The sequence below is a fragment of the Pantoea sp. Ft-CA_14 genome (assembly GCF_024520875.1).
GTDB lineage: Bacteria > Pseudomonadota > Gammaproteobacteria > Enterobacterales > Enterobacteriaceae > Pantoea > Pantoea agglomerans.
The window spans coordinates 238,568-256,913 of sequence record NZ_JALNPM010000004.1; the positions used below are offsets into that span (position 1 = coordinate 238,568).

The 18,346-nt window shown below is 56.8% G+C and carries 15 protein-coding genes; 9 read left to right on the forward strand and 6 right to left on the reverse strand.

Translation table 11 applies throughout. From position 1 onward, the window contains the following. The first annotated feature begins 373 nt into the window (after nucleotides 1-373). Together NR195_RS08970 and NR195_RS08975 are read left to right on the forward strand one after the other, a co-directional pair. Nucleotides 374-973, forward strand: a complete 600-nt coding sequence (locus NR195_RS08970) for a hypothetical protein (RefSeq protein WP_029519503.1) — start codon at nucleotides 374-376, stop codon at nucleotides 971-973. Between the two features lie 275 nt (nucleotides 974-1,248). Next, complete coding sequence (locus NR195_RS08975; RefSeq protein WP_010252065.1) at nucleotides 1,249-3,639, forward strand: glucose/quinate/shikimate family membrane-bound PQQ-dependent dehydrogenase; 2,391 nt, start codon at nucleotides 1,249-1,251, stop codon at nucleotides 3,637-3,639. A 55-nt stretch (nucleotides 3,640-3,694) separates the two neighbouring features. On the opposite strand, the gene NR195_RS08980 is transcribed toward NR195_RS08975, so the two are convergent. The 4 genes from NR195_RS08980 to NR195_RS08995 all read right to left on the reverse strand — a co-directional run bounded on the left by NR195_RS08980 (nucleotide 3,695) and on the right by NR195_RS08995 (nucleotide 6,954). Then, nucleotides 3,695-4,900, reverse strand: a complete 1,206-nt coding sequence (locus NR195_RS08980; RefSeq protein ID WP_010252067.1) for an MFS transporter — start codon at nucleotides 4,898-4,900, stop codon at nucleotides 3,695-3,697. Nucleotides 4,901-5,010: 110 nt separating this feature from the next. Further along, complete coding sequence (locus NR195_RS08985) at nucleotides 5,011-5,907, reverse strand: LysR family transcriptional regulator (protein WP_256844428.1); 897 nt, start codon at nucleotides 5,905-5,907, stop codon at nucleotides 5,011-5,013. A gap of 170 nt (nucleotides 5,908-6,077) precedes the next feature. Next, the gene (locus NR195_RS08990; protein ID WP_009092546.1) at nucleotides 6,078-6,446 is read right to left on the reverse strand and encodes a helix-turn-helix domain-containing protein; all 369 of its coding nucleotides are present in this window, start codon (nucleotides 6,444-6,446) and stop codon (nucleotides 6,078-6,080) included. A 241-nt stretch (nucleotides 6,447-6,687) separates the two neighbouring features. Then, complete coding sequence (locus tag NR195_RS08995; RefSeq protein ID WP_010252074.1) at nucleotides 6,688-6,954, reverse strand: hypothetical protein; 267 nt, start codon at nucleotides 6,952-6,954, stop codon at nucleotides 6,688-6,690. Between the two features lie 544 nt (nucleotides 6,955-7,498). Between NR195_RS08995 and NR195_RS09000 the strand changes: the two genes are divergently transcribed. The 3 genes from NR195_RS09000 to NR195_RS09010 all read left to right on the forward strand — a co-directional run bounded on the left by NR195_RS09000 (nucleotide 7,499) and on the right by NR195_RS09010 (nucleotide 10,656). Then, nucleotides 7,499-8,158 carry a response regulator gene (locus tag NR195_RS09000; protein WP_010252086.1) on the forward strand — a complete coding sequence of 220 codons (660 nt, stop codon included), beginning with the start codon at nucleotides 7,499-7,501 and terminating at the stop codon, nucleotides 8,156-8,158. Continuing rightward, complete coding sequence (locus NR195_RS09005; RefSeq protein ID WP_022625242.1) at nucleotides 8,155-9,510, forward strand: HAMP domain-containing sensor histidine kinase; 1,356 nt, start codon at nucleotides 8,155-8,157, stop codon at nucleotides 9,508-9,510. The genes NR195_RS09000 and NR195_RS09005 overlap by 4 nt, the downstream gene beginning before the upstream one ends. A gap of 279 nt (nucleotides 9,511-9,789) precedes the next feature. Beyond that, nucleotides 9,790-10,656 (forward strand): nucleoside-specific channel-forming protein Tsx, encoded by an 867-nt coding sequence (locus NR195_RS09010; RefSeq protein ID WP_256844429.1) that lies wholly within the window; start codon nucleotides 9,790-9,792, stop codon nucleotides 10,654-10,656. A 96-nt stretch (nucleotides 10,657-10,752) separates the two neighbouring features. Here NR195_RS09010 and yjdN read toward each other — a convergent pair whose 3' ends face one another. After that, nucleotides 10,753-11,190: a VOC family metalloprotein YjdN gene (gene yjdN / locus NR195_RS09015; protein WP_010252091.1), complete on the reverse strand. Its 438-nt coding sequence runs from the start codon at nucleotides 11,188-11,190 to the stop codon at nucleotides 10,753-10,755. A gap of 75 nt (nucleotides 11,191-11,265) precedes the next feature. Beyond that, entirely contained in the window at nucleotides 11,266-12,162 is an 897-nt protein-coding gene (locus tag NR195_RS09020; protein WP_010252093.1) for a LysR family transcriptional regulator, read from the reverse strand. Nucleotides 12,163-12,276: 114 nt separating this feature from the next. Here NR195_RS09020 and NR195_RS09025 point away from each other — a divergent pair, with 114 nt between their 5' ends. The 4 genes from NR195_RS09025 to NR195_RS09040 all read left to right on the forward strand — a co-directional run bounded on the left by NR195_RS09025 (nucleotide 12,277) and on the right by NR195_RS09040 (nucleotide 18,300). After that, entirely contained in the window at nucleotides 12,277-13,590 is a 1,314-nt protein-coding gene (locus NR195_RS09025) for a M20 family metallo-hydrolase (RefSeq protein ID WP_187495797.1), read from the forward strand. Next, nucleotides 13,587-15,029 (forward strand): M20 family metallopeptidase, encoded by a 1,443-nt coding sequence (locus tag NR195_RS09030; protein ID WP_256844430.1) that lies wholly within the window; start codon nucleotides 13,587-13,589, stop codon nucleotides 15,027-15,029. The genes NR195_RS09025 and NR195_RS09030 overlap by 4 nt, the downstream gene beginning before the upstream one ends. 161 nt (nucleotides 15,030-15,190) lie before the next feature. After that, the gene (gene abgT, locus NR195_RS09035; protein ID WP_256844431.1) at nucleotides 15,191-16,708 is read left to right on the forward strand and encodes a p-aminobenzoyl-glutamate transporter; all 1,518 of its coding nucleotides are present in this window, start codon (nucleotides 15,191-15,193) and stop codon (nucleotides 16,706-16,708) included. 182 nt (nucleotides 16,709-16,890) lie between these two features. After that, on the forward strand, nucleotides 16,891-18,300 hold the full coding sequence (locus tag NR195_RS09040) for an MFS transporter (protein WP_256844432.1): 1,410 nt from the start codon (nucleotides 16,891-16,893) through the stop codon (nucleotides 18,298-18,300). Nucleotides 18,301-18,346: the final 46 nt, after the last annotated feature.

Consider the following 18,346-nt stretch of genomic DNA (forward strand, 5'->3'; position numbering starts at 1 on the left):
CCGCGTCGTTGCGCGGTGTTATTGGTGTGGTGATTGTCGGCTTCACGATAGCAGACCGGATGCGAGCAGAAGGCCTGCGGCTCCAGCGCAGCCTCCCTGCGCGATAAGCAGCGTCCCTGTCCGGCCGAGGCGCGTCAGACCCCTCATGATTATTACCAGCCTATTGGTCCCGACTATTGAATATATTCCAGCACATCATCAGACGCCAAAGGAATTATCGTTTCTTTGCTAACAGGTTTATTTACTTTCTCAGGCAACAAAAGGATGATTTGGATTAAGCATGTGATCTATATTTATTCACGCGTTTAGAAAAATGCGACTTTTTATATGCTTAATTAACAACAAATCCTTTCTATTGAATTTCATAGAGATAATGAAAAACAGTTTATATAACCCCTATGTTACTGAACCAATCCATCACGTTAAGCGTAATGTCACTGGCATTTGCTATAGCGTGCCTTATCTTCAGCAAAACCAGGATAGCGGCAATATACTTAATACAAACAACATTATTTCATTACACAATCAAATTGCTACTGAAGCAGCATTAATGGTTGTGCCGGTGGAAGATATTCGATTACGGGGAATGATCGCGGTTCCGGATGCCTATACGCATTTACAAAATGCGCGTGTCCGGATTGGAATTAATTATTCCAGTCTGGCAGCACACAGTACGTCACTGCTTGAATTAACAAAGAAATTTGATTTCTGGCTTTATGATTTTGCGCCGCCGGGTGCAGACTGGCGACTGCTGGAATCTTTTCCTTTTTCAGGAATTGTTTTAACCGAATCTTTCTTTAATGATAATTATGAGAAGTTTACCTTTCCCTTTTTTATGGCGACGTTTCGTGAAAAAGGGGCAGAGGTAATCGTACGAAGTCATACGCCGCCCTTAACCGCTGAGCAGTTTGCTGAGATAAATATCAGCGGCTGGCAACAGCAACGCTCGGACGGCGATCTTATTAGCTGCTGATTCACAAATCCTGCCTTCCGGCGTTAAGGGCACACGGCGGTGCGCTTAACGTCCTTTAATCCCCCATAAAATGTCGTTTTATTCCAGTTGTTAAGCGGTTTAAGCCAAAAAAATCAAACCTCGATCTGATTTTGCTATAACATTTAACACAAAGGGATCGTCTGTCTTAACGGAAGAGATACTTCAGAACACCCTAATCATTTGTACTTGATAACTGGAAACAGCCTATCTGGTTGTTTTCGTGTGTTTTATGGCAACGAAACGAGGTCGATATTATGGGGAAAAACTCCTCATCTTTTGGCGTAATTCGTTTCCTGACGGTGCTGTTCGCAGTGCTGACGGGCGCGTTTATGCTGATTGGCGGTGGCTGGTTAGCCGCCATTGGTGGTTCCTGGTATTACGTTTTTGGCGGTGTGGTGATGCTTATCACCGCTTATCTGCTTTCCCGTCGTAAAAGCACTGCGCTGGTTCTCTATGCGCTGCTGCTGATCGGCACCCTTATCTGGGGTGTATGGGAAGTGGGCACCGACTTCTGGGCACTGGCACCACGCACCGATGTGCTGGTGATCTTCGGTGTCTGGCTGATCCTGCCGTTTGTCTATCGCAGCTTCAATGCGGGCAGCAAAGCCGCGCTGGGTACCATGGCTGTGGCGCTGATTGCCAGTGCCATTGTGCTGGCCTATGCGGTATTCAACGATCCGCAGGTCATCAACGGGTCAGTACCAGAAACCGCTGACAACGCCCCGCAGGCTGCGCCGCTGAGCAACATCCCGGACGCTGACTGGCCCGCTTATGCGCGTGATCAGCAGGGAACCCGTTTCTCTCCGCTGAAGCAGATTAATCATCAGAACGTGAAAGAGTTGCAGGTTGCCTGGCAGTTCCAGACTGGCGACATGAAAACCCCTAACGATCCGGGTGAAATTACCGACGAAGTCACGCCGATTAAAATCCGCGACACGCTTTACCTCTGTTCGCCACACCAGATCCTGTTTGCACTGGATGCGGCCACCGGTAAGCAGAAGTGGAAATTTGATCCGGGCATGAAGGTCAACCCGACCTTCCAGCACGTGACCTGTCGCGGTGTTTCTTACCATGAAGTGCCAGCAGCAGCCGATGCAGCGAACACTCAGCCTGCGCTGTGTTCACGTCGTATCTATCTGCCGGTCAACGATGGTCGTCTGTTTGCACTGGACGCAGAGACCGGCGAACGCTGCCCGGCATTTGGCGTTAACGGCGAGCTGGATCTGCAACACAAACAGCCTGTCACCACTGCGGGTCAGTATGAGCCGACCTCACCGCCGGTGATTACTAACACCACCATCGTGATGGCGGGTGCGGTTACCGATAACTACTCAACCCGCGAGCCGTCAGGCGTGATTCGTGGCTTTGATGTGAATACCGGCAAACTGCTGTGGGTATTTGATCCAGGCGCAAAAGATCCTAATGCCATTCCGGCTGATGAACACACCTTCACCATGAACTCTCCGAACTCATGGGCACCGGCAGTTTACGATCCGAAACTGGATACCGTTTATCTGCCAATGGGCGTGAGCACACCGGATATCTGGGGCGGTAACCGCACACCAGAGCAGGAGCGTTATGCAAGCAGCGTGCTGGCCCTGAACGCCACCACCGGTAAGCTGGTCTGGTCTTATCAGACTGTGCATCACGATCTGTGGGATATGGATCTGCCGTCGCAGCCTACGCTGGCTGACATCACCGACAAAGATGGCAACACCGTACCGGTTGTCTACGCGCCAGCGAAAACCGGCAACATCTTTGTACTGGATCGCCGTACCGGCAAGCCAGTCGTGCCTGCGCCAGAAACGCCAGTGCCACAGGGTGCTGCTAAAGGCGATCACGTTGCCGCCACTCAGCCCTACTCTGAGCTGACCTTCCGTCCGAAACAGAATCTCACGGACAAGGATATGTGGGGCGCAACGATGTTTGACCAGCTGGTGTGCCGCGTGATCTTCAAGCGCCTGCGCTATGAAGGTCCGTTCACCCCGCCATCTGAGCAGGGTACGCTGGTGTTCCCGGGTAACCTCGGTATGTTCGAATGGGGCGGCATCGCAGTCGATCCTCATCGTCAGATCGCGATTGCTAACCCAATGGCGCTGCCGTTTGTCTCTAAGCTGATTCCACGTGGCCCAGGCAACCCGATTGAGCCGCCGAAAGGCGCTGAAGGTGGTTCAGGTACTGAAACCGGTATTCAGCCTCAGTATGGCGTGCCGTATGGCGTCGAGCTGAACCCGTTCCTGTCACCGTTTGGTCTGCCATGCAAACAGCCTGCCTGGGGTTACATCTCCGCGGTGGATCTGAAGACCAACAACGTGGTGTGGAAACAGCGTATCGGTACCGTTCGCGATAGCGCACCGGTTCCGCTACCGTTCAAAATGGGTATGCCGATGCTGGGTGGTCCTATCACCACCGCAGGTAAGGTGTTCTTCATTGGTGCGACCGCAGATAACTACCTGCGTGCTTTCAGCACTGATACCGGCGAACTGTTATGGCAGGCACGTCTGCCAGCAGGCGGCCAGGCGACACCAATGACCTATGAAGTGGATGGCAAGCAGTACGTTGTCATCGCGGCAGGGGGTCACGGCTCGTTTGGTACCAGGCTGGGCGATTATGTGATTGCCTACGCGCTGCCTGACCAGAAGTAATTCACGCAGCTGTGAATAAACTAAGGCGGACTCCGGTCCGCCTTTTTTGATCGCACTACTTTTTCATGCCACGCCAGTTGAGCCAGGCGCAAAACAGCATCACCACGCAGGTTGCCAGAAACACCGGCCGCATCCCGAATGCACCGCCCACCAGTCCACCGAACAGCGGGCCGCTGACCTGGCCGATATATTGTGCCGATGTCGAATATCCCAGCATCCGCCCAACCTGTGAGCCTGGCACGTTATGACGAATAATCGCCGTGATGCACGGCATCAACCCGCCCAGCGCCATCCCCATCAGAAAACGCAGCAGCACCAGTTGCCAGGCCGCCGTGATAAATGCCTGGGGTATCAGCAGCAGCCCGCTAACGACTAAACCGCCGGTCAGCACCCGCCAGTGCCCTACCCGATCGGCCAGCCGACCCAGTCGTGGTGCCGCCAGGACCGTGCCCAGCGCCGCCGCGGACATCACCAGTCCGGCTATCAGGGTGATCTGGTGGTCGCCCTGCACAAACTCGCCCACGTAAAGCGTAATAATCGGCTCAATCGACATGCTGGCGAAGATCAGCAACATGCCAGAGAGCCACATCAGCCGTATCAGGCTGTGATTAACCGGCCCGGCTTCAGGATGCGGTTGCTGGCTGGCGCGCGATGTAGCGGGAGCACGTGGCTGCTCTTTGAGTAAAAAGGTGGTGGCGAGGAAGGCGAGAAAAATCACGGCACCGGTCAGCCAGAAAGTCTGACGAATCCCGATCAGTGGCGGTAATACACCGCCCAGCAGCGGTCCGACCACGTTACCGGCCATAATACCGGAAGACAATACCCCCAGCGCCCAGCCGGTCTGCGCTTTCGGCGTTTGTGCCGCCACCAGAATGGTCGATCCCGATGCGTAGCCGCCCAGCAGCCCCGCCAGCAGGCGCAGCGCCACCAGTTGCCAGGGCGCGGTCGCCATGCCAATCAGCGACATCGCAATCGCCATCCCGAGACTGGCCCGAATCAGCATCAGCTTACGACCATAGCGGTCAGCCAGCCTGCCCCACAATGGCGCCGTCAGTGCGGCGCTGAAAAAGGTCGCGCCGTAGGCAAGGCCGGACCAGCGGGCAATAGCGGCAGGCTGCTCAACGCCGAGTTGCTGCACATAGAGCGGCAGGAACGGCAGCAGCAGCGTCATCGCCACGATAGTGGTAAAAGAGCCGACGACGCAGACCCCTAAGTTACGTCGCCAGTGCTGAAACTCTGCAGTTTCGGGTGACTGTTGCATGATGATATCCGGTGAGTAATCAGGGATACAGGCTAACCGGCGTAGCGGAGTAACAACAGTCGCGGCGGGATAGTTACTCTGTGGCGCTGATTGTTGTCAGCAGGCAACAATCAGCCTGTGTTCAGCGCCGCAACCAGGGCATCACACAGCAGCGTCACGGGCGAGGCCGGTTCAGGCGTGTCGTGCAGCAGCAGATAACTTTGCAGACGATCCATCTGCCACTCCGGCAGCAGTTGCTGAATATCCCCGCGCGCCATCGCCTCCTGGGCCATGTAGGAGGGCAGATAGGCGATGCCGCTCCCTGCCAGTGCCGCATTGAGCAGCGCCATGCTGTTATTGGCGCGAAAACGGCTACGTACATCCAGTGCCAGCCGCTGTTTATCACGGCGGAACGGCAGTGCGGCGGTGTGCGCCGGACCATGAAACAGCAGCAGGTCGTGGCGTGGCAGCATCTCAGGATGTGTGATAGCGGGTCGCTGCGCCAGGTAGGCGGGCGCGGCATAGAGCCCCCACTCGATTTCGCTCAGTACCCGAAAATTGCCCTGCTGTGGCGATCGGGATCGGATCACAATCGCCAGATCCGCCTGATCATCCAGCCGATCGTGACTGCGATCGGTCAGATCAAGATCGACATTGATATGCAGATGCCGACGCAGAAAGCGATTAAGAACAGGGACTACGCACTGGCAGCCGAACGTGACGGGTGCCTGCAGCCTGACATGGCCGGCGGGCTGCTGATGCACCTGCTGCACAAAGGCTTCGGCGCGCTGCACTTCGGCCAGCATCCGCACACAGTAGGGATAGTACGCCTGGCCCAGCTCGGTCAGCGCCAGCCGCCGGGTGGTACGTTGCAGCAGCCGGATACCGAGCCGCAGCTCCAGACGGGCGATCTCCCGGCTGACATGGGATTTGGACAAGCCGAGTGCGCGTGCCGCCTCACTGAAACTCTGTAATTCCACAACCCGTGCAAATAACAACATGGCGGTTAAATTCGCGCCGTTTTCCATGTTTCCCGACTCCGACAGTAAAGGGATGCTGGCAACAAACTAACACGTCCGGACGGGGTCACTGTGGCTGATGGGCAAAAAAAATCGAGGCGAAGAGCAGGTGGAGAGAGACGCAAAGCGCGGGCCGACCTTCCCGTCCGCAGGCTGTGACGGGAAGGTCTTATCAGGCATCAGCTGGCCATCGCCAGAGGGAATAGCAGCCGATCCGGCTCGACGCGACGCTGACGGCGCAACTGGCCAGGCGTCACCATAAAGTAGTTTTTAAACGTGCGGGTATAGGCCTGCTGGGTATCAAAGCCATAGTTCATCGCCACCTGCAGTATCGCTTCGTTGCTGCTCAGCAACGTGAGCGCAGACTCGGTTAAACGGCGCTGACGGATATACTCTGCCAGTGAAAAGCCGGTATGCTGGCGAAACAGCCGTTGCAGATGCCAACGCGAATAGCCCGAGCGGCGCGCCACCTCATCCAGATGCAGATCGTGTCCTAAGTTGTTCTCAATCCAGTCCAGCAAACTCCGAATAAACTCGCGCTGATTCATGGTTCCTCCTGTTGATGCTGATGTGCAGTGGAGCCACTCTACCCGCTAAAATTTATCCCTTAATTAGCAGAAAATTAGCGCAGAATTAGCAACGGCTGAAACGGAGGCGGGATCGCGCGGCCAGCGGGGCTTTAGTGTGAAAGTTCGTGAAGAGATTGCTGCTGAAAAAAGGCAGAAGATAAAAACGCTGAGTCAGACAAATTTATTTCTGCATCATAAGTGACGGGGGCATTCAGCCCTGTCAGGCGTCAACATGTTTGAGATATCGCTGATATTCCTGAGCCAGAAAATCAACGCCTTCCTTTCGGGTGACATAATCAACATCAATTGAGGTTATGGATGTTACATCAGGCTGATCAGGATAAAGATGCAGGTAGGTCAGATACCAGTACATAACAGCCTGACCGCCTACAGTAATAACCGGTGACGGAAGTTGTCCGGCGTTATCAATAAGATAACGGTTAAGTTTAAGGATCTGTTCTTCTGGAGGAATAGCGTGCAATGTCATAAAAAAAGCCCACCTGTATGATGAGCTTATTTTACTACCTGGCTGATTTCAGCACGGCGTGACATCAGAAAAATGCGAGGCTGCGTCCACTTTTTGCAGGCACAATACCCTGAGGACGTTTTTCAAGCACGCGGCCTGGAGCCTGACCATTTCGGACGGCTTCAACACGCTCCTGATACTCGCGCTGATGTCTGATTTTTGCTTCCTGGGCTGACATACTATTCACCGCTGAAATGTCTGGCATTAATCTGTTGCTCAAATATACGTCACCGCATTTACGCTTGCAATCGCTGGCATCTCAATGGATATGGATGGGGACATCAGGCCACCTGACTCCTTCATAAAATACCGGTGACGGCGGTCCGCGAAATAATTCATGCTGTGGCAAGGCGGCAACTGCGCGAGTCCCCAGGAGCTGACATAAGTCAGTGACTGGGGTGAGCAAAAGCAGCCAACGCCGCCACAGTGCGAAGTATGACGGCGGATAATTCTGGCCTAACAATTGGTGAGTAAACTCCCCTCATCTTTCTGAAGGAGATCAGCCATGCGCGTGTTACTGGTTGAAGATGATGAAATGATCGGCGCGAACCTGCAGCAGGCACTGGAGGGCGCGGGCTGGTCGGTGGACTGGGTGCGTGATGGCATCTATGCCCAGAATGCCTGGAGCGAAGGCGGCTACAGCTGCGTGCTGCTCGATCTCGGCTTACCGCGCGATGATGGCCTGCAGGTACTGCGCCGGGCGCGCGGGCGCGGCGACGCCACGCCGGTGCTGATTCTTACCGCGCGCGACACGGTGGCGCAGCGGATTCAGGGACTCGACAGCGGCGCTGACGACTACCTGCTTAAACCGTTCGATTTACAGGAAGTTATGGCCCGGATGCGCGCGATTACCCGACGTAGTCACGGCGCAGCAGACTCGGTGCTGGGCAGCGGCGATGTGCAGCTGGATATGATGACCCGCGAAGTGCTCTACAAAGGACAGCGCGAGCAGCTTACGGCGCGCGAATATGCCCTGCTCTACGCCCTGCTGGAGCGGCCAGGCGCTATTCTGTCGCGCGAGCAGCTGGAAAATCGCATCTATGGCTGGGGCGATGAAGTCAGCAGCAACGCGGTGGATGTCCTGATCCACGGGATGCGCCGCAAGCTGGATAACGACGTGATCCGCAACGTGCGCGGGCTGGGCTGGCGGGTACCGGCAATATGAAACCCTTCACCTTTATGCGTTCATTACGCAACAAATTACTCTCTACGCTGCTGATTATTCATCTGCTGATGATCGGCGGCGTCACCTGGTATTTCTTCAGCTGCTACGGCGATATGGTCGGCACCATGAAGGACGATCAGCTGGCAAAAATCGCTGATGCCTGGTCCACTAATAAACAGATGCCCGCCCTGATGCCGATGCTTATTGCGCCTGACAAGGCGAAGAGCGCCTTTGTGGTGCAACTGTGGGACGATCGGGGTCAGTTACGGGCCAGCTCATGGCCGGAGCTGCAGGCTCCGCTGCAAAATCAACGGGGCTATCGCGACGTGCATGTGGGTCAGTGCGACGACTGCGAATGGCGCATCTATACCCGGCCCGGCTTACCTGGCAGCGAGATCAAAACCATCCAGGTGATGCACAACCTCAGCTACATGAAGGCATTGATGGTCAAGCGGGCGCTGTCAGCGATCATTCCGTTGATCCTGATGATGCCGCTTTCACTGCTGGTGATCTGGCTGGTGGTGCGCAAGATCACCCGGGATCTGCAGGTCGCTTCGCGTCAGATTGCCGCGCAGGAGACGCATCATCCGCACAATGTCTCACCCGAAGGCTTGCCGGATGAGATCCTGCCGCTGGTGGCCGCCTACAACTCGCTGCTGAGTAAGCTGCGTGAGGCCTGGTCGTCGCAGCGTCAGTTCCTGGAAGATGCGGCGCATGAGCTGCGCACGCCGGTAACGGCGGTGACCTTGCAGCTGGAAAATCTGCGTCAGCACATCCAGCCAGGCGAAGCGAGCCGACAGTTCAGCCAGCTGGAAGCGGGCGTCACACGCACCCGTCATCTGGTCACGCAGTTACTCAATGTCTCGCGTCAGGATGACCAGAGCGTGGTCGCCAGCGTCGAGCATATCGAACTGGACGATCTGCTGAAAGAGAGCATTGAGCAGCTGATGGTAGTGGCAGATAAACGCGGCATCGATATCGGCTTTAATGGCTCCACGCAGTATCGTCTGCAGGCCAGCCGTTCCGAGCTGCGCAGCCTGTTCGACAATCTGATTGGTAACGCCATGTTGCACACGCCGGAGGGCAGCCTGGTCGATGTGCTGCTGCATCGGGTCGCAGGTAAAACAGTGGTCGATATTGTCGATAACGGGCCAGGCATGCCGGAATCCTTTATCGAACGCGCCTTTGACCGTTTTACCCGTTCACCTGACGTTAAAGCCCAGGGCAGCGGGCTGGGATTATCCATTGTGCGCAACGTCGCACAGAAGCATCAGATTCACGTCGCCCTTTCCAATTGCATGACGCCACAGGGTGCCATTTGTGGTTTGCAGGTTCGCGTCACCCTTCCCTGATCCCGCCCGTTTGATCACGAACCAGACAACGTAAACGGTTGCCTGGTTCCGTTCGATCCTGGTCATTATTGTGAAGCGCATCACATTTTAGCTGAATTGTAATGCAACACTTTTTGACAAACGTGAGCAAAATCTATTTTCTATCGATCTGTTACAGGCACGCTACGCGGGCTGAAGAACTGGCTGTTATTTGCTGTGAAACCCTCATTCCCATCAAGGGACCGATTTCTCTCTGACTGCGTCTGCTGTGCGGCGGTCAAAAGCATGTGGCTGATAATAATGAAATTTAAAACGTTGATAGCAGGTGCCGTGCTGGCATGTTCATTGAGTGGCGCTGCGCAGGCCGCTGAAAGCGATCCGCAGTATGTCTCCGACTGGTGGCATCAGAGCGTTAACGTGGTAGGCAGCTACCACACCCGTTTCGGACCGCAGTTTAACAACGACGTTTATCTGGAATATGAAGCGTTTGCGAAGAAGGACTGGTTCGATTTTTATGGCTACCTCGATCTGACCAACTTCTTCGGCGCAGGCAACAGCAACGCCAACGGCATTTTTGATCACGGTTCACCGATGTTTATGGAGATTGAGCCGCGCTTCTCTATCGACAAACTGACCGGCACCAGCCTGGCGTTTGGTCCGTTCAAAGAGTGGTATTTCGCTAACAACTACATCTACGACATGGGCCGCAACAGCGATAGCCGCCAGAACACCTGGTATATGGGTCTGGGCACCGATATCGATACGCACAGCGATGTCGGCCTGTCGCTGAACGTCTACGCAAAATATCAGTGGGAAAACTACGGTGCGGCGAATGAAAACAGCTGGGATGGCTATCGCTTCAAAGTGAAATACTTTGTGCCAATCACCACGCTGTGGGGCGGTAATCTGGGCTATGTGGGCTTCACCAACTTCGACTGGGGTTCCGATCTCCGCGATAAAGGCGGTTCATCACGCACCAGCAACTCCATCGCCTCCAGCCATATTCTGTCACTGGGTTACGATCACTGGCACTTCTCTGCGGTGGCGCGTTACTTCCACAACGGCGGACAGTGGGCGGATGGTCAGGAGCTGAATTTCGGCAACGCGCCGTTTGAAGTGAAATCGACTGGCTGGGGTTACTACCTGGTGGCGGGTTATAACTTCTGATTACGTGCGGCGGCCTGAATAGCGCCGCCGCGCATTAATCCGGGCAGTTGCCATTAATTAATACGGCGCCGCAAATTACGACGCCGGCTGGCCCGATTATTCCTGCGGCTTCTCGACGTTGATGCGCCATGGAATGTTGAACTTATCAATGAACATCGCGAATCCGTTCGACCAGAACGTCTCCTGCCACTCAGTTGTCACCTTGCCGCCTGCCGACAGTTTCTCAAACCAGGCTTTACCCTTTTCGACATCGGTAGTTGAGAGACTGACCGCGTAACCGGCATGCTCAGACGCTGGCGGCTGATCGGTGTTGCCATCGCTCAGCATCAGCTCACCATCACCAATACGCAGCTGGGCATGCATGATCTTTTCTGGCGGCTGCGGCGCGGCAGACTGATCGCCGACCTGCTCACCCTGATCCGGCATATCACCGAATTTCATTTTAGAGAGCAACTCTCCCCCGGTCGCCTGCAGGTAAAAGTCGATAGCCTCTTCGCAACGGCCATAGAGAAACAGATAAGGACTGACTTGCATCGTAACCTCTATATTTGTCGGGTGGATTTTTTTCAGTACCTTAACAGTGTAGACGATCGACTTTACTCGCTGATTTTACTGGCAATAACGGCGAAAGAGTTGTGCCATATAACTGCTCATTGGGGTCAGCGTCGTGTCTTTGCGCTGGATCAGATAGAAGATCGCTTTCGGCAGGGGTTCGTCGAGCGTCAGCGCCACCAGCGACCGGCCCAGAATCGGGTCGTCAATGACGTCGACCGACAGAATACTGATGAAATCGCTTTGCGCGACCAGGCTGGTGCAGGCCATAAAGGTTTCACAGGTCACCACAATTTTCGGGGCCATGCCGCGTTCGCCAAACAGATCGTGCAACAAGCGGTAGTAACTGCCTTTAGGCGTTGGCATCGTCCAGTCCGCCTGCTGTAACTCCGCCAGAGAACGCGCCTTTTCCAGCGGATGGCCTTTGCGCACCACCACCTTGTACTCGCGCTCCATCATCCGCTCATACATCAGCTCCTGATCGAGATGGCTCTGATCGTAGGTATTAATGGTGAAATCGAGCGCGCCCTGGCGCAGTTCATGCACCATCGACACCAGCTGGCCTTCGACGATGCGCACCTTCACCAGCGGGTATTCACGATGAAACTGGTTAATCACCTGCGGCATAATGGTGCGCGCCACGCTACCACCGACGCCGATATTCACCTGACCGCCACCCAGTCCCAGCCGCTGCTGAATATCCTCTTCGGCGACCCGCAGCTCTGCCAGCACCAGGCTGGCATGCCGAAAAAAGTTATCACCGATATCGGTTAACACCACGCCCTGCTGACGGCGGATAAACAGCTTTGCCCCCAGCTCGCGCTCCAGTTCCTGAATCGCTTTGGTTAACGCCGGTTGTGACAGCCCGGAAAGACGGCTTGCCGCCCGGATACTGCCCTGTCGCGCCACGTCAACGAAGGCGCGCAGCTGATGGAGCTTGAGATTGGCAGACATAATTTTGCGATAACCGTTGTTTATCAGTCACAAGATATTCGCATCTTATGCCGGTCAATACCATTGTGTAGATTCGGAACAGTGCATAAAAAATCAACACCGAGGAGAGAGCCGATGAACCCCCTTTCAGACCACGTCAGCGCCCGGCTGCCACAGCTGCAACAGTGGCGTCGCGACTTCCATCACTATGCCGAATCGGGCTGGCTGGAGTTCCGCACCGCCACCTTCGTCGCTGAAGAGCTGCATAAGCTCGGTTATCAACTGAAGCTGGGCCGTGAGGTCATCGACGCCGACGCGCGGATGGGCTTGCCCGACGAGGCAGTGCTGAAGCAGCAGGAAGCGCGCGCGCTGCAACAGGGCGCGCTGCCGCAGTGGATCAGCCACTTCTCCGGCGGATTCTGCGGCATCGTGGCAACGCTTGAGACCGGCCGTCCTGGCCCGGTGATGGGCTTCCGCGTCGATATGGATGCCCTGGATCTCAACGAGAGCCAGGCTGACGATCATCTGCCGCAGCGTGAAGGGTTCGCCTCCTGCAACGCAGGCATGATGCACGCCTGCGGACATGACGGCCACACCACCATCGGGCTGGGTCTCGCCTCGGTGCTGATGGCGATGAAAGATCAGCTCAGCGGCACGATTAAACTGATCTTCCAGCCCGCCGAAGAGGGTGTGCGCGGCGCAAAAGCGATGGTGGCGGCGGGCGTGGTCGATGACGTTGATCGCTTCACCGCCATTCATATCGGCACCGGCGTGCCGGCAGGCGAAGTGGTGTGCGGCAGCGACAGCTTCCTCGCCACTACCAAGCTGGATGTTCACTTTACCGGCGTCGGTGCCCATGCGGGCGGTCGTCCTGAAGAGGGGCGTAATGCCCTGCTGGCCGCCGCACAGGCAACGCTGGCGCTGCATGGTTTAACCCAGCACAGCGGCGGCGTGGCACGGGTCAACGTGGGCGTGCTGCAGGCGGGAACCGGCCGCAACGTGGTAGCCGACTGCGCCCTGCTGAAAGTCGAAACCCGTGGCGTGACCAATCAGGTCAACGACGACATCTATCAGCAGGCGCTGCGGGTGATTGCCGGTGCGGCGGCGATGTATGGCGTTGAGCAGCAGGTCTCGCTGATGGGGGCCGCACGCAGCTGTACACCGACGCAGCCATGGGTTGATTTCATCCATCAGCAGGCGGACGCGCTCGGTATCTTCAACTCCGTGGTCGATCGTAAAGCGCAGGCGGCAGGTTCGGAAGATGCGACCTACATGATGGAACGGGTAAAGCAGCGCGGCGGTCAGGCCTCTTACGTCATTTTTGGCTGTGAGCTGGCGGCGGGTCACCACAATGCGAAATTCGACTTTGATGAGCGGGTGATGCCGGACGCCATCACGCTGCTGGCGACGCTGGCGCTGAACCAGGCGCAGTATGGGGGCTCACGATGATGGAAGACTTTATTGCCGACTATATCGCTCGTCATCAGCTTCGTTTCAGCACGCTCAGTGACGCCATCTGGGACACACCGGAGACCCGCTTTGCTGAAACCCGCTCGTCAGCCCTGCTTTCTGATGCGCTGGCAGAAGAGGGATTCAGAGTGGAACGCGGCGTGGGTGGCATCGATACAGCGTTTATCGCCAGTGCGGGCAGCGGCAAGCCGGTGATTGCCATCCTTGGCGAGTTCGATGCGCTGGCGGGCCTGAGTCAGCAGGCGGGCTGCGCCCGGCCACAACCTCTGGAAGCCAACGGCAACGGACACGGCTGCGGTCACAACCTGCTCGGCACGGCAGGTGTTGCGGCGGCCTGCGCCGTGAAAGCCTGGATGGAACAGCATCACACGGGTGGCACGGTTCGCTTTTACGGCTGCCCTGGCGAAGAAGGCGGTTCGGGCAAGACTTTTATGGTGCGCGAAGGGCTGTTTGACGACGTTGATGCCGCCGTGACCTGGCATCCGGAGGGGTTCAGCGGCATGTTCAATCTGCGCACCCTCGCCAATATTCAGGCGGCGTTCAGCTTCAAAGGGGTTGCGGCGCACGCGGCCAATTCTCCCCATCTGGGCCGAAGCGCCCTGGATGCCGTCACGCTGATGAATACCGGGGCCAATTTTCTGCGCGAGCATATTGTTCAGGAGGCACGTCTGCACTACGCCATCACCAACAGCGGCGGTGTATCGCCAAACGTGGTGCAGGCGGATGCGGAGGTGCTCTACCTGATCCGCGCCCCGGAACTGCCACAGGCGCAGGCGATTTATGAACGGGTGATCAATATCGCCAGGGGTGCAGCGCTGATGACCGACACCACGCTGACCGTACGTTTTGACAAAGCCTGCTCGGATTACGTCCCGAATCGCGCGCTGGAAGCGGTCATGGAGCGTTATTTGCATCAGTTTGGTTTGCCCGACTACAGCGACGAAGAACGCGCGTTTGCGGCTGAACTGCGTGCCACGCTCACTGATGACGATCTGCGCAATGCCCGGCTCAATGCCGCCCGAACCGGTAGTGAAGCCGGTCACGCCTGGGCTGAACAACTGGGCGACAAGCTGTTTATGGATGAGGTCGCGCCCTATGCGGTCACACGTGATCTGCTTTATGGCTCCACCGACGTCGGCGATGTCAGCTGGGTGACGCCGACTGCACAGTGTTTTGCGCCCTGTTTTACCTTCGGCACGCCGCTGCACACCTGGCAACTGGTGGCGCAGGGCCGCACCAGTATCGGGCATAAGGGGATGTTTCTGGCGGGCAAAGTGATGGCGGCCACGGTGCTAACGCTGTTAACGGATCGGCAGGCGCTGGCTGGCTGCCGGGCCGAGTTTGATCGGGTACGCGCCGCACAGCCCTATCACTGCCCGATCCCGGCGGGGATCACACCAACAAAACTGGCCGAATGAGCCAACGGCCGTGTCTCTGACGCGGACCACTATAAAAAAATATTGCAAACACTTCCCCGATTCAGCGGTGCCGGAACTGAACTCACCGCCTGTCGCACAACGCGACCGGCGTCAGGCCTTGCTACCGCCGATAAAAGGGACACAAGACGAGAACCAATACCATGGAAGCAACATCCGAGAACCGCAGTCCTGGCCGGCTCTTCAGCTGGATCGAGCGCGCGGGGAATAAAGTCCCCAACCCGTTTTTACTGTTTGTCTATCTGATCGTGGTGCTGATGGTGGCGACCGCCATTATCAGCGCGCTGGATCTGGCGGTGAAGAACCCGAGCAACGGCGAAATCGTGCGGGTGAATAACCTGCTGAGCGTCGCAGGCATTCAGTGGATCCTGCCAAATATCATCAAAAATTTCAGCAGCTTTACCCCGCTGGGATCGATTCTGGCGCTGGTGATTGGTGCCGGACTGGCGGAAAAGGTCGGCCTGCTCCAGTCGCTGATGGTGAAGATGGCGTCACGCGTCAGCCGCCGTTATGCCAGCTACATGGTGCTGTTTATCGCCTTTTTCAGCCATATCTCCTCGGATGCCGCGCTGGTAGTGATGCCGCCGCTGGGCGCACTGATCTTTCTGGCGGTGGGCCGTCATCCGGTGGCGGGCCTGCTGGCCGCCATTGCCGGTGTGGCCTCCGGCTTTACCGCCAACCTGCTGATTGTCACCACCGATGTGCTGCTCTCGGGCATCAGCACTGAAGCGGCTAAAGCGGTCAGCGACACGGTGCATGTCAGCGTCATCGATAACTGGTTCTTTATGGCCACGTCGGTGATTGTGCTGACGATTGTGGGCGCGCTGCTGACCGATAAATTTGTCGAGCCGCGACTGCCAAAGTGGCAGGGCAACGGCGAGAAGCTGGCGGCGCTGACGCCGCTTGAAAACCGCGGTCTGCGGGCTGCCGGGATCGCCGCGCTGCTGTTTATCGCCCTGATGGCGCTGCTGGTGGTGCCGGAAAATGCACCGCTGCGCAATCCCGCCACCGGCGCCATTATTCCCTCGCCTTTTATTCAGGGCATTGTGCCGATCATCATTCTGTTCTTCTTTGTGGTGGCGATTGCTTATGGCGTGGTCACCCGACAGATCCGCCGTCCGGATGATATCCCGCAGCTGCTGGTCGATCCGATGAAGGGCATGGCGGGTTTTATCGTGATGGTGTTTCCGCTGTCGCAGTTCGTGGCGTTCTTCAACTGGAGCAACATGGGAAAATTCATGGCGATCGGGCTGACCGATGTGCTGGAGAGCGCAGGCGTCAGCGGCGCGCCCGCTTTTCTCGGCCTGATGTTCCTGTCGGCGTTTCTCTGCATGTTTATCGCCAGCGGCTCAGCCATCTGGTCGATTCTGGCGCCGGTCTTTGTGCCGATGTTTATGCTGCTCGGCTTCCATCCCGCCTTTGCCCAGATGATTTTCCGCATCGCCGACTCCGCCGTGCTGCCGCTGGCACCGATGTCGCCGTTTCTGCCGCTGTTTCTCGCCTTTTTGCAGCGTTACCAGAAAGATGCGCAGCTCGGCACCTATTACGTGCTGATCTTCCCCTATCCGCTGGTGTTCTTTATCAGCTGGATAGCGCTGCTGCTGGTGTGGTATCTGCTGGGTCTGCCGATCGGGCCAGGCGTCTGGCCGAAGCTGCCGTAAAGCTGAGTGCCACGGATGGCAAAACCTGCAACGTACGTTGCTAAATAGTCAGCAACGACCCTCTCGGCAACGGCGGATGAATTGACTATTCTGCTATTTCTTCGCTTGCTAACGGTTAACTATTTTAATAAGCCTCCGACCGGCTGCGAGTCGTCTCCACACTGCCTGAGGTTCACGCTGACATGACCACCTCCTCCACCAGCCTGCCACCGATGAACGCTTCATCGGTGGCCCGTAACAGCTTAGCCGCTCGTGTTGATGCGCTGCCCTCCTCCGCCGGATTGTGGCGCTTTATTACGCTGCTGGCGCTGGGCGGCTTTTTTGAGCTTTATGACCTGTTTGAAACCGGCTACATCAGTACCGGCCTGCTGTCAGCGGGCGTATTTCACACGGGTGCGGCAGGCGTGCTGGGCTTCTCCGATCAGGCGGCCTTCGCCTCAGCCACTTTTCTCGGTCTGTTTTTTGGTGCCAGCCTGCTGGCGCCCTACGCTGACCGCTTTGGTCGCCGTCTCACCTTTATGTGCGCGCTGCTGTGGTACGGACTGTTTTCGCTGCTGATGGCGTTCCAGCAGAGCGCGGAGATGATTATTCTGTTCCGCTTTCTGGTAGGGATCGGGCTGGGCGTCGAGCTGGTGACCATCGACACCTATCTGTCGGAATGGGTGCCGACCCATCTGCGCAGCCGCGCCTTTGCCTTCTCCTTTTTCGTGCAGTTTTTATCGGTGCCGGTCGTGGCACTGATGTCGTGGTGGCTGATTCCGCAAACGCTGTTCAGCCTTGAAGGCTGGCGCTGGGTGGTCATTGCGGGCGCGGTCTGCTCGCTGGTGATCTGGCTGGTGCGCAGGAACCTGCCGGAGTCGGCGCGCTGGCTGGCGCAGCAGGGTCGTCATCAGGAGGCGCATCAGGTGCTGTCCACGATGGAGCAACGCTGCGGCATCGCGGCCGGCCCCGCTTTTTCAGCCGATGACGCCGCGGCGCAGCTGCCAAAACGGGGGCGCTTCAGCGAGATCTGGTCACCCGCTTACCGCAAGCGCACCCTGATGCTGGTGGTGATGAATTTTTTCCAGGCGATCGGCTTTTTCGGCTTTGGTAACTGGCTGCCTGCGCTGCTGTCAGGCCGCGGTGCCACGGTGACGCACAGTTTGCTTTATGCCTTCTTCATCACGCTCGCCTATCCGCTGGGATCGCTGATCTGTAGCCGCTACGCCGATAAGCTGGAAAATAAGTGGCAGATCGTCCTGTCGTCGCTGATGACGGTGGTGTTCGGCACGCTGTTCGCCTTCCAGACGCAGCCGGTGTTGCTGATTCTCTGCGGCTTCCTGATCACCTGGTCCAACGCCTGGCTGACTTTCAGTTTTCACGCCTATCAGACCGAGATTTTCCCGACCCATATTCGGGCACGGGCGGTCGGCTTCTGCTACTCCTTCAGCCGTCTCTCTACGGTATTCAGCAGTATTTTGATTGGGGTGATCCTGCAGTATGCCGGTACGCCAGGTGTGATTACCTTTATCGTGCTGAGCATGGTGATGGTGATGCTGTCGGTAGGGATTTACGGGCCGAAAACGCGCGGTATCGATCTGGAGAATATCTAAAAGAAAAGGCCGTCATCCTGATGATGACGGCCTTTTTTACTGCCGA